Source organism: Streptomyces sp. NPDC058525 (assembly GCF_042719495.1).
Classification (GTDB): domain Bacteria; phylum Actinomycetota; class Actinomycetes; order Streptomycetales; family Streptomycetaceae; genus Streptomyces.
Window position 1 is genome coordinate 24,016 of sequence record NZ_JBHXNP010000101.1, and the last position, 11,388, is coordinate 35,403.

Annotated in this window: 12 protein-coding genes; 4 read left to right on the forward strand and 8 right to left on the reverse strand. The window is 70.9% G+C overall.

Features of this window, described 5'->3' with window-relative positions; all coding sequences use genetic code 11:
• The first annotated feature begins 62 nt into the window (after positions 1 to 62).
• The gene (locus ACFWP3_RS33850) at positions 63 to 716 is read left to right on the forward strand and encodes a TetR/AcrR family transcriptional regulator (protein WP_384228805.1); all 654 of its coding nucleotides are present in this window, start codon (positions 63 to 65) and stop codon (positions 714 to 716) included.
• Between the two features lie 75 nt (positions 717 to 791).
• On the opposite strand, the gene ACFWP3_RS33855 is transcribed toward ACFWP3_RS33850, so the two are convergent.
• The 3 genes from ACFWP3_RS33855 to ACFWP3_RS33865 form a co-directional block, all read right to left on the reverse strand.
• A complete protein-coding gene (locus ACFWP3_RS33855) occupies positions 792 to 1,490 on the reverse strand; it encodes a hypothetical protein (protein ID WP_384228807.1) in 699 nt (232 codons plus the stop codon).
• A 121-nt stretch (positions 1,491 to 1,611) separates the two neighbouring features.
• Positions 1,612 to 1,833, reverse strand: coding sequence for a hypothetical protein (locus ACFWP3_RS33860; RefSeq protein ID WP_384228809.1), 222 nt, complete (start codon positions 1,831 to 1,833; stop codon positions 1,612 to 1,614).
• Positions 1,830 to 3,008, reverse strand: a complete 1,179-nt coding sequence (locus tag ACFWP3_RS33865; protein ID WP_384228812.1) for a hypothetical protein — start codon at positions 3,006 to 3,008, stop codon at positions 1,830 to 1,832. The genes ACFWP3_RS33860 and ACFWP3_RS33865 overlap by 4 nt, the downstream gene beginning before the upstream one ends.
• Positions 3,009 to 3,187: 179 nt before the next feature.
• Here ACFWP3_RS33865 and ACFWP3_RS33870 point away from each other — a divergent pair, with 179 nt between their 5' ends.
• Positions 3,188 to 4,201 carry a hypothetical protein gene (locus ACFWP3_RS33870; protein ID WP_384228814.1) on the forward strand — a complete coding sequence of 338 codons (1,014 nt, stop codon included), beginning with the start codon at positions 3,188 to 3,190 and terminating at the stop codon, positions 4,199 to 4,201.
• 105 nt (positions 4,202 to 4,306) lie between these two features.
• On the opposite strand, the gene glnA is transcribed toward ACFWP3_RS33870, so the two are convergent.
• Entirely contained in the window at positions 4,307 to 5,716 is a 1,410-nt protein-coding gene (gene glnA / locus ACFWP3_RS33875; protein WP_361751410.1) for a type I glutamate--ammonia ligase, read from the reverse strand.
• Positions 5,717 to 5,900: 184 nt separating this feature from the next.
• Between glnA and ACFWP3_RS33880 the strand changes: the two genes are divergently transcribed.
• Entirely contained in the window at positions 5,901 to 6,368 is a 468-nt protein-coding gene (locus tag ACFWP3_RS33880) for an RDD family protein (RefSeq protein WP_384228817.1), read from the forward strand.
• 91 nt (positions 6,369 to 6,459) lie between these two features.
• Here the strand turns inward: ACFWP3_RS33880 and ACFWP3_RS33885 are convergent, their stop codons facing one another.
• The 4 genes from ACFWP3_RS33885 to lipB all read right to left on the reverse strand — a co-directional run bounded on the left by ACFWP3_RS33885 (position 6,460) and on the right by lipB (position 9,440).
• Positions 6,460 to 7,158, reverse strand: a complete 699-nt coding sequence (locus tag ACFWP3_RS33885; protein ID WP_384228819.1) for a DUF4191 domain-containing protein — start codon at positions 7,156 to 7,158, stop codon at positions 6,460 to 6,462.
• A gap of 10 nt (positions 7,159 to 7,168) precedes the next feature.
• Complete coding sequence (locus tag ACFWP3_RS33890) at positions 7,169 to 7,366, reverse strand: hypothetical protein (RefSeq protein ID WP_069923792.1); 198 nt, start codon at positions 7,364 to 7,366, stop codon at positions 7,169 to 7,171.
• Positions 7,367 to 7,581: 215 nt separating this feature from the next.
• Complete coding sequence (lipA, locus tag ACFWP3_RS33895) at positions 7,582 to 8,532, reverse strand: lipoyl synthase (protein ID WP_384228821.1); 951 nt, start codon at positions 8,530 to 8,532, stop codon at positions 7,582 to 7,584.
• A gap of 110 nt (positions 8,533 to 8,642) precedes the next feature.
• On the reverse strand, positions 8,643 to 9,440 hold the full coding sequence (lipB, locus tag ACFWP3_RS33900; RefSeq protein ID WP_384228823.1) for a lipoyl(octanoyl) transferase LipB: 798 nt from the start codon (positions 9,438 to 9,440) through the stop codon (positions 8,643 to 8,645).
• Positions 9,441 to 9,774: 334 nt separating this feature from the next.
• Here lipB and ACFWP3_RS33905 point away from each other — a divergent pair, with 334 nt between their 5' ends.
• Positions 9,775 to 11,214 carry a regulator gene (locus ACFWP3_RS33905; RefSeq protein ID WP_384228826.1) on the forward strand — a complete coding sequence of 480 codons (1,440 nt, stop codon included), beginning with the start codon at positions 9,775 to 9,777 and terminating at the stop codon, positions 11,212 to 11,214.
• The last annotated feature ends 174 nt before the right edge of the window (positions 11,215 to 11,388 follow it).

Below are 11,388 nucleotides of genomic sequence, written 5' to 3' on the forward strand. Positions count from 1 at the left end.
ACGTTTTGCCAGAGTGTCAAAGCATGCAATCAAGCTTGCTTCCGAGAGGTACGCTTCACTGCGTGAGATCCCCTCGTCCGTACTCTCCCCAGGCCGGCCCCGGAGCCCAGTCGCTGACCGAGCGCCGCAAGGCCGCCACCCAGCTCGACATAGCCCGCGCGGCCTGCGAACTCTTCGCCGAGCACGGCCCCGACGGCACCACCGCCGAGGACATCGCGCACCGCGCGGGCGTGGCGCTGCGTACGTTCTACCGCTATTTCCGCAACAAGCAGGAGGCGGTGGGCCCGCTGCTCGCGGTCGGCGGCGACGCCTGGCGCGCCCTGCTCGCCGAAGAGGACCCCGGCACACCGCTCGCCGAAGCCCTGGAGCGCGCCGTCAGGCGGACACTGAGCGAGCCCCAGGCGGTCGAGGAGGGTCTGGAGGTGACCCGCGGGCTGCTGCGCGCGGCCGCCGACGACGAGGCCCTGCGGGCCGTCTGGTACCGCGTGAACCAGGACTCCGAGGAGCGCCTGGTCCCGGTGGTCGCCCGGCTGGCCGGCCCGGACGCGGACCTGCTGGACGTCCGTCTGCTCGCCGCGGCGGCGACGGACGCGATCCGGATCTCGCTGGAGCTGTGGTCGACCACGGACGCCCCGGTCTCGGGGCCCGGCTCCCCCACCGAACTCGCGGTCCGCTGCCTGCGCGACCTCACGGGCGCGATGCCCTTGTTCCGCTGAGCTCAGCGGAACAAGGGCACCGGCTCGGGCCCGCGGCCCGGGGCCCGCGGGCCTCAGTCGCCTCAGCCGTCTCGGTCAGCGGCCGCCACCCCAGCCGCCACCGCCGCCCCCACCGCCGTTACCGCCACCGCCGCCACCCCAGTCACCGTTGCCGCCGCCACCGCCCCCACCCCAGTCGCCATTACCGCCGCCACCGCCCCCACCCCAGTCGCCATTACCGCCGCCGCCACCGCCACCCCAGTCACCGTTGCCGCCGCCCCCGCCGCCGTTACCCCAGTCACCGTTGCCGCCCCCGCCGCCGCCCCAGTCACCGTTGCCACCGCGACCGTTGCCCCAGTCGTTGTTGCCGCCCCCGCCGCCGCCCCAGTCACCGTTGCCACCGCGACCGTTGCCCCAGTCGTGGTTGCCCCAGTCACCGTTGCCGCCCCGGCCGTTGCCCCAGTCCCAGTCGCCGTTGCCGCCCCGGCCGGAGTCGTTCCAGTTGGCGTCGTACCAGTGGGCATCGCGCCAGTTGCTGTCGCGCCAGTTGTCGTTGTATCCGCCGACCCCGCCCCGGTCCCAGCACCAGCTCGGCCGGTCGCGCCAGTCACGGTCGCAGCAGTAGTCCCACCGGGCGTCGGAACGGTTCGAGGGGTACCGGTAGCAGTCGTAGCCGCCGTTCCCGCCCCCGCCGCCACTGGTGACGGCCGAAGCCGAGGCGCTGGCGACGGGCAGCAGGCCCATCGCGACTCCCGCGGCGCCCGCCATGGCTGCCGCAACGATCCTACGGCGCATTTCCATGCACCTCCGAACGTGTCTCGCTTATCCAGCCTTTAGGACATTTCAACCCTCGCCCGCCCCCGCCGCCCTGTCAAAGCGAACGCCCTCCACACGCCTCTCACCAGGCACGATGCACTCACGAGCCATCGGACGCGCCCTCACCCCGATGCAGCCCGCCGGGCTCCACGGACGGGCGGCGACCGGGATCAGTGGCGCCGCCGCTCAGCTCCTGCCGTACCTGCCGCCAGGCGCGAATGATCTGGGGCAGCCTGGACAACACCTCGCCCACCTGCGTCAGGAGCAACGTGAGGCAACCGAAAGCCGCCAGGACGGCAAGGGTCACTTCGTCCCACTTCATGGCGCGAACACCCCGTGACGGCACAACCACTCGAGGGCGTTCGCACCCAGCCGGTCGGGGGCTTCCAGCAACGCGGGCCCCACGGCCGCAAGATCGGCCAGCGCCTCGGGAGCCTCCGACCGGTCCAGTACGCCGAGACGTTCCACCGCCCGGGCGACGACATCCGGCCAGCCCGGCATCCCGAAGTGGCAGGGAGCCCCGAACGCGGCGGACATCGCCCGGTGCAACAACCCAGCGCGCCAGCCCTGCTCGCGGATCACCTCCTCGGTGAACCAGACCCTGTCGTCGACGTGCCGGACGAACTCCGCCACGGCGACCAGGCCGACCGCCGCCGCGCTCACCAAGAGCTCCGTGTCGTCCGCGTCGATTCCGAAATGCGCCAGGACGGCGGGAGCGTTCTCCTCGATGTCCGGGAGCGGCGGACGCCCCTGACCGGTCCCGGCCGGCGGAGCCGCGGGCCGGGGCCGCGTCGGTTCGGGCTCCGGTTGCCTGACGATGACGTCGTGCCTCGCCAGGTCCTCGTAGATGGCGTCCGGACCGCAATCAATGTGCGAGGAGTCATGACGGCCAGAGCAGCCGTCCGGGCATGCGAACTCCTCGCACATATCCGGTTCTGCAGGCTGCGCCTCGTTGATCACGTAATACGCGAGCCGCTCCACCACCGCATCCCGAGCCGAGATCATGGCCAGGTCGAGCTGGAACGCCGCGTCCCTCAGCTCGGGGACCTCCCGGTCCACGGAGGCCGGCGGTTCCGGCGCGTCCGGGATCCAGGCGTACGCCGATTCCAGCGACACCAGCAGCCATGCGGCCTGCAGCGGCTCGGTGTCATCTTCCCCGGCCAGCCGGGCCACGCCCTCCGCGGCCTGTCGCACACCATCGAGCCGAGCGAGGTGGCTCTCCCGCACCGGCAGCCAGGCCGCGGACTCCGCCCGGGCCTGCTCGGCGTCCTGGGTCAGTGCGGCGTCCCGGGTCCGCCGCGCCCGGGCCACGAGCCGGGCGAGACAGGGGTGACAGGCGAACAACCCCGACTCGGGAGTCGGACCGAGCGGTACCGGCAACCGGTCTCCGAAGGGCTCGTCGCAGAGGCAGCAGTCCACCGCTCCCACGTGCCGGGCGGTGGGGAGGGTGGGCAGCGCCGCCCGGATCGTGGCGCGGGCGTAGTCGGGTATGTGCACGGCGGGCAACTCCTTGGAATGTGCGCCGATCCGCTCACGGCGCTGACTCCATGCTCCGGGCCGTGTCCGACCGCTTGTCGTCGTCTGGCACCCTGCCCAGGAAAGTTGGCGAAATCTGACATGGGCCACCCCGCCTGCGCCTTTTAGGCTCTGGCGCTATCTGACACACCGGGGGTTCCATGACCATCGACACACTCCTCCCACCAGGCGGTGCCCGCCTGGAGCTGGCGCGCGCGCTGCGAGAACTGCACCGGGCGGCCGGCAGCCCCGGTATGCGGAAGGTGAGCAAGCTGGTCGAAGAGGGCGACCATCCGGGGGCCATCAGTCACGAGGGGGTCCGGACCACCCTCAAGGGCCTGACCGTCCCGCGCTGGGAGACCGTGCGGTCGATCGTGGCGGTGCTCGCTGCCGCCTGCGTCGATCCGCCCCGGGAGCCGGCCGCCGAGGTTGCGCGGTTCCTGCCGCTGTGGCGCGCGGTACGGGAGGGGGAATCGGGTGGCATGAAGTCGGCCCAGGAGCTGGCCCTGTCACAGGGGTGGGGACCGGCCGACGGCCAGTGGAGCCCAGAAGCGGTCCTCGGCGTGCTCATCAACCCGTTCAGCGCCATCGAAATCGATCCTTCGCTCGCGGTCCCGCACGAGCCCATGATCACGGAGGACCAGTGGGTGCAGGTCGGTGTCCGCCTGATCGAGGAGCACGGCGCCGAGCTCGCGCTGCGCGCCCTTCTGCGCACCCTGAAGGGCGACTATGTCGGCGCCGCGGAGGGCAGCCCCTTCGGTTACCACGACCCGGACCGGACGATGATCGACGGGCACACCGTCTTCCACTACGGCTGCGACCAGATCCTGCGGCGCCTGGGAGTGGAGCCGAACCTTCTTCAGCGCTCGATCGGCGCCATGCACGCCGACAGCGCCATGGACCGGGAGGAACGCATCCGTATGCTGCGCGCCGAGTCCGACGCCTCGCTGATGCGGGAGGTCATGACGGCGACGCCGGACACCTGGCACGAGCTGTCCGAGGAGGCCCACCTCCAGGTCTTCGGCTATCTGATCAAGGAGATCCAGTCGGTGGGCCGGCCAGGGCTGCCACCGGACCAGCGGTTCCGGATCACCTGGCGCGTCCCCGAGCCGACGGCCCCCGCCGCGAGAACGGGAAGACAGACGGACGAGGGCCGCTACCCAGATCGCGGGTAGCGGCCCTCATTTCATGCCGATGGCGGCGCGTGAGTGGAGCGGCTGTGGGTTCCTACCGGACACAGATCGCTTCCGGGCCTCGGCACGCTCGCCCGACGCTGCCTCTTAGAGGTCGAAGTAGAGCTCGAACTCGTGGGGGTGCGGACGCTGCGCGATCGGGGCGATCTCGTGCGTGCGCTTGTAGTCGATCCAGGTCTCGATCAGGTCCGGGGTGAAGACACCGCCGGCCAGGAGGTACTCGTGGTCGGCCTCCAGGGCCTTGAGGACGTCCTCGAGGCTGGTCGGGACCTGCGGGACGCTCGCGTGCTCGTCCGGGGAGAGCTCGTAGAGGTCCTTGTCGATCGGCTCCATCGGCTCGATCTTGTTCTTGATGCCGTCGAGGCCCGCGAGGAGCAGCGCCGAGAAGGCGAGGTACGGGTTCGAGGACGGGTCCGGCGCGCGGAACTCGACGCGCTTGGCCTTCGGGTTCGAGCCCGTGATCGGGATGCGCATGGCGGCGGAGCGGTTGCGCTGCGAGTACACCATGTTGACCGGCGCCTCGAAGCCCGGCACCAGGCGGTGGTAGGAGTTCACCGTCGGGTTGGTGAAGGCCAGCAGCGACGGGGCGTGCTTGAGGATGCCGCCGATGTAGTAGCGCGCGGTGTCCGACAGGCCCGCGTATCCGGCCTCGTCGTAGAACAGCGGGTCGCCGTTGGCCCACAGCGACTGGTGCACGTGCATGCCCGAGCCGTTGTCGCCGAAGATCGGCTTCGGCATGAAGGTCGCGGTCTTGCCGTTCTTCCACGCGACGTTCTTCACGATGTACTTGAAGAGCATCAGGTCGTCGGCCGCGGCCAGCAGCGTGTTGAACTTGTAGTTGATCTCGGCCTGGCCGCCGGTGCCGACCTCGTGGTGCTGGCGCTCGACCTGGAGGCCCTGGGCGTCCAGCTCGAGGGAGATCTCGGCGCGCAGGTCGGCGAAGTGGTCGACCGGGGCGACCGGGAAGTAGCCGCCCTTGTAGCGGACCTTGTAGCCGCGGTTGTTCTCCTCCGAACCGGTGTTCCAGGCGCCGGCCTCGGAGTCGATGTGGTAGAAGCCCTCGTTCGCGGAGGTCGCGAAGCGCACGCTGTCGAACACGTAGAACTCGGCCTCGGGGCCGAAGAACGCGGTGTCGGCGATGCCGGTGGAGGCGAGGTAGGCCTCGGCCTTCTTCGCGATGTTGCGCGGGTCGCGGCTGTAAGCCTCGCCCGTGATCGGGTCGTGGATGAAGAAGTTGATGTTCAGCGTCTTGTCACGGCGGAACGGGTCCAGACGCGCGGTGGTGATGTCGGCACGCAGCGCCATGTCGGACTCGTGGATGGCCTGGAAGCCGCGGATCGAGGAGCCGTCGAAGGCGAGCTCCTCCGCCGGGTCGAACGCCCGCGCCGGGATGGTGAAGTGCTGCATCACACCAGGCAGGTCGCAGAAGCGGACGTCGACGAACTTGACGTCGTTCTCCTCGATGTACTGCTTCACTTCGTCGGCGTTCTGGAACATCCAACTCCTCCTACTCCCGGCCCCGGGGCAGGGCGGGCTTTATAGCTCGTGGTGCGTCAGTGCGGTGCCGCACGCTGACCCGACCATAAGCAGACGGGATTTCTCAAGCATGACCCATTTGTTTCGCACAAGTTAACCAGGGTCCCGCCCGAGGGGCGTGAGGCCGCACCGGTACCGTGTTCGGGTGGACAACAGGCAAGCAATCGGATCGTGGCTCTCCGGCCCTCGCGCGGCCGCGGAGGAGATGGGCGTCGACTTCGGCTACCCGGGCCAGCGGCTCGGCCTGCCCCGGCAGGGGCCCGGCTCGGTGGCGCGGTTCGGCCGGCGGCTCGGAGCCGTCCTCATCGACTGGGTCGGCTGCCAGCTGATCGCGTACGGGCTGATCACCGGCGGCAACCTGGCCGCGGCGGGCAACTGGACGCTCGGTCTCTTCGTGGCCCTGAGCATCCTGACGGTCGGCACCGTGGGCTTCACTCCCGGCAAGCGGATCGTGGGCCTTCGGGTGATCGCGGAGGACGGCGGCCGCCTCGGCGTCGGCCGCGTGCTGCTGCGCACGCTGCTGCTGGCCCTGGTCATCCCGGCGCTGATCTGGGACCGGGACGGCCGCGGCCTGCACGACCGGCTGGCGCGCGCCGTCCAGGTCCGCATCTGACGGGACCGCCCAGCGAACAGGGGCGCCCCCCCGAGCCGTCGGCCGGCTCGGGGGGCGCCCCAGTTTCGTATACGAAAATCAGCTCAGCGGGTCAGCGCATCTTCCCGCCGCGCGGCATCCGCATGCCCTTGGGCATCGGACCCTTCGGCAGCGGCATGTTGGACATCAGGTCGCCCATGGCGCGCAGCTTGTCATTGACCGCGGTGATCTGCGGGCCGGACAGTACGCGCGGCAGCTTGAGCAGGGTGGTGCGCACCTTCTTGAGCGGCACCTCGCCCTCGCCCGTGCCCACGATGAAGTCGTGCACCGGCACGTCCGGCATGATCCGGGCCAGCTTCTTCTTCTCGTTCGCGAGCAGCGGCTTCACCCGGTTCGGGTTGCCCTCCGCGATCAGCACGACGCCGGCCTTGCCGACGGCCCGGTGGACGATGTCCTGCTGCCGGTTCATCGCGACGGCGGGGGTGGTCGTCCAGCCCCGGCCCACGTTGTCCAGTACGGCCGCGGCCGCGCCCGGCTGTCCTTCCATCTGCCCGAAGGCAGCCCGCTCGGCCCGTCGTCCGAAGACGATCGCCATCGCGAGGAACGCCACGAGGAAGCCCAGGATGCCCAGGTAGATCTCGTGGCCGATCAGGAAGCCGATCGCAAGAAAGACACCGAAGGTGACGATTCCCACGCCCGCGACGATCAGACCGACCTTCGGGTCGGCCTTGCGCGTCATCTTATACGTCAGGGCGATCTGCTTCAGTCGCCCGGGGTTCGCAGCAGTCTCTGCGTTTGACTTCCTCGCCATAAGGCGAAGTTTACGTGGCCTGAGGGGTCCGGGTCGCCGCGGCCTCAAGTACGTGTTCGGTTTCGACCCGGTCCTTGGCCCTGCGGCGGTCCTCCAGGACCGCCGTCCAGGCGTTGCGCCGGGCGCCGCTCATGAGCAGCGACTCGATGCCGCGGAAGGCGTCGGAGAGAGTCGGGATGGCAATGGCGCGTACGGGCGCGGCCTGCATGATGTCGATCCCTTTCACGGTGCTCACGTATGCGTACGGTGTGTGCGGTGTGTGCGGTGCGTGGACCCATCGTCACTGATTGGTGTTACCAGCGCATGGCCAGCTGGTCAAACGTTTTCGAAACATTGACGCGGCCCACCAGAACTCTTCCTGCGGAAGAGCCTAGGGGCCGCGCCGATGCGGGGTTACTGCCTAGTAAGATTTTGTGCGCGAGTTCACACGTTCGCCGCGCGCTTCTCCATCGCCTGGGTGTACAGACGTCCCGCCCGGTACGACGAACGGACCAGCGGGCCCGACATCACGCCGGAGAAGCCGATCTCCTCGGCCTCCTTCGCCAGCTCCACGAACTCGGCCGGCTTCACCCAGCGCTCCACGGGGTGGTGCCGCGGCGAGGGCCGCAGGTACTGGGTGATGGTGATGAGCTCGCAGCCGGCCTCGTGCAGGTCCTTCAGGGCCTGCGAGACCTCCTCGCGCTCCTCGCCCATGCCGAGAATCAGGTTCGACTTGGTGACCAGGCCGTAGGCGCGCGCCTTCGTGATCACCTCGAGCGAGCGCTCGTAGCGGAAGCCGGGGCGGATCCGCTTGAAGATCCGCGGGACCGTCTCGACGTTGTGCGCGAAGACCTCGGGGCGGGAGGCGAAGACCTCCTCCAGCAGCTCCGGTACCGCGTTGAAGTCGGGGGCCAGCAGCTCGACCTTGGTGTGCCCGCTCTCGCGGCCCGCCGTCTGCTGGTGGATCTGGCGCACGGTCTCCGCGTACAGCCAGGCACCGCCGTCCGGCAGGTCGTCGCGGGCGACGCCGGTGATGGTGGCGTAGTTCAGGTCCATCGTGACCACGGACTCGCCGACACGGCGGGGCTCGTCCCGGTCCAGCGCCTCGGGCTTGCCCGTGTCGATCTGGCAGAAGTCACAGCGCCGGGTGCACTGGTCGCCACCGATGAGGAAGGTGGCCTCCCGGTCCTCCCAGCATTCGTAGATGTTCGGACAACCGGCTTCCTGGCACACCGTGTGCAGTCCTTCGCCCTTCACCAGGGCCTGCATCTTGGTGTACTCGGGACCCATCTTCGCCCGGGTCTTGATCCACTCGGGCTTGCGCTCGATGGGGGTCTGGCTGTTCCGGACCTCCAGGCGCAGCATCTTGCGTCCGTCGGGTGCGACTGCGGACACGACCGGCTCCCTGTGACTTCGATTGTTCGGGCGCCCACCAGGGTACGCCCGTAATTTCGTACGCTCTTACGTCGGCCAACCTGCGGGGGGCCGGACCCATTCCCCGGCGGCTAGCCCGCGGCCGGCTCTATCTCGCGGGGCTTGAGCTCCGCCTGCTCCAGTACCTCCTTCAAGTGCCGTTCGACGACCGGCAGCACCTCGGCGATGGTGATCTCGCGGCCCAGCTCGTACGAGAGCGAGGTCACACCGGCATCGCGGATGCCGCAGGGCACGATCCGGTCGAACCAGGTGTTGTCGGGGTTCACGTTGATCGCGAAGCCGTGCATCGTGACGCCCTTGGCGACGCGGATGCCGATGGCGGCGAGCTTGCGGTCCTCGCGGCGCTGGCCGGCGTTGGACGGGGCGTACTCGGGGCCGTTCAGGCGGGCGTCGAACTCCTCGTCGTGCAGCCGCGGGTCGAGGTCGAGGGAGAGCCCGCCGATGCTGGGACGCTCCTGGACGGGGTCCCCGAGGACCCAGACGCCGCTGCGGCCCTCGACCCGGGTGGTCTCCAGCCCGAACTCGGCGGCGGTGCGGATCAGCGCCTCCTCCAGGCGGCGCACGTGCGCGACCACGTCCACCGGGCGGGGCAGCTTCATGATCGGGTAGCCGACCAGCTGGCCCGGCCCGTGCCAGGTGATCTTGCCGCCGCGGTCCACGTCGACGACGGGCGTGCCGTCCAGCGGGCGCTCACTGGGGTCGGTGCGCCGGCCGGCGGTATACACCGGCAGGTGCTCCAGCAGCAGGCAGGTGTCGTCGATCTCGTCCGCGAAGCGGGCGGCGTGCACCCGGCGCTGCTCTTCCCAGGCCCGGGTGTACTCGACGGATTCCGGTCCGAAGCCCAGATGGACAAACCCAAGCTCAGCCACCGCAGCGCCTCCTCGTTGAACCTGCTGTGTGCACGTATCGCACTCAGCAAGGGTACGGCGGCCCCTCCGGGGGCTCCGGCGGGGGCCACGGCAGCTGCTTCGGGCGGCGCCGGCCCTTCGGCGGCCGGTCCGGGTCCTCGCCCGATGGGGCCGGCGGGTCATGGGCGCAGCGTACGCGGGCGGAGGGGGTCGGTCCGTAAAGCGCCCTACCGATTCTGCACACGATCGGATGAATGTGGGGCAGAGAGGGCGGTGTGGACGAGGTTCGCCGCTACATTCACGCCGTTCACAGGGCCGGGACCCCGGTCCGTCACGTCAGGAGACCGTGGAGCCGATGACGGAACGACCTGCCCAGCGCGTCCCCAACAGGCAGCTCGCGGCGCTGATCGCGGAAGCCGGGTTCTCCAACGCCGGGCTCGCCCGCCGCGTCGACCAGCTCGGCCTGGAACACGGTCTCGATCTGCGGTACGACAAAACCTCGGTGACCCGCTGGCTGCGCGGGCAGCAGCCGCGCGGAACCACCCCGGCGCTGATCGCCGAGGTGTTCACCCGACGCCTCGGGCGGCGGCTCTCCGCGCAGGACCTGGGCCTGGACGCCTGCGCTCCCGTCTACGCGGGCCTGGAGTTCGCGGCCACCCCCGAAGAGGCCGTGGACATCGCCAGCGGGCTGTGGCGCAAGGACTCCGGATCCCACGCCGAACTGCGGAAGATCGCCTTCACCCCGGCCGGGCTGGTCGTCCCCAGCCGGGACTGGCTGATCGGGCGGGCCGACGAGCGGGTGGCACGGGGCGCCGACCCAGGGGCGGCCCGGGTCCCGGTGCAGGGCCGGGCCACCGTGCCGCGGCAGCGGCAGATCGACCGGGGGCCCGGGCAGCGGGTGACGGGCGGGGACATCGCCGCCCTGCGCTCGGTGAGCGAGCTGTTCCGCGCCCTGGACCACGCCTACGGCGGCGGGCACGCCCGCCAGGCCCTGGTGCGGTACCTGGAGCACGAGGCCGAGCCGATGCTCCGCGGGACCTACGGGGAGACCACCGGGCGGCGGCTGTTCTCGGCCGCGGCCGATCTGACCCGGCTCGCGGGCTGGACCTCGTACGACATCGCCGCGCACGGTCTCGCCCAGCGGTACTTCGTGCAGGCGCTGCGGCTCGCCCAGGCCGCCGGGGACCGGCCGTACGGCTCGTACGTGCTGGTCACCATGAGCCGGCAGGCGGTCTACCTGGGCCACGGCCGGGAGGCGGTGCAGCTGGCCCGCGTCGCCCAGCAGGGGGTCGGCTCGGGTCCCCCGCCGGTGGTGCAGGCGCTGCTGCACTCGGCGGAGGCGCGCGGGCACGCGGTGCTCGGCGAGGTGCGGGCGTCGACGGCCTCGCTGGTGCGGGCCGAGCGGGCGCTGGGCGCGGCCCGGCCGGGGGACGACGTACCGCACTGGGCCAGGTACTTCGACGAGGCGCAGCTGGCGGACGAGTTCGGGCACTGCCACCGGGACCTCCAGCAGTACCGGGCCTCGGCGCAGCACGCGGAGCGCTCTCTTCAGCTGCGGGCGCCCGCGTACGCGCGGTCCCGGCTGTTCTGCCGGGTGGTGCTGGCCACGGCGCGGCTGGGGCTGGGAGAGCTGGACCAGGCCTGCGCGCTGGGCGCGGAGGCGGCGCACCAGGCGATGGAGATGCGGTCGGTGCGGGCGGTGGAGTACGTACGGGACTTCGAGCGGAGGCTGGAGCCGTACCGGGACGCGTCCGCCGTGCGGACGTATCGGGACAGGGTCGCCGCCTTGTCGTGAGCGGGCGGGGGTGGCCGGAGGTCGGTGGCCGGAGGTCGGTGGCCGGAGGTCGGTGGCCGGCGGTCGGGGGCCGGCGGTCGGGGCCGGCGGTCGGGGGCCGGCGGTCGGGGCCGGCGGTCGGGGGCCGGCGGTCGGGGGCCGGCGGTCGGGGCCGGCGGTCGGGGGCCGGCGGGC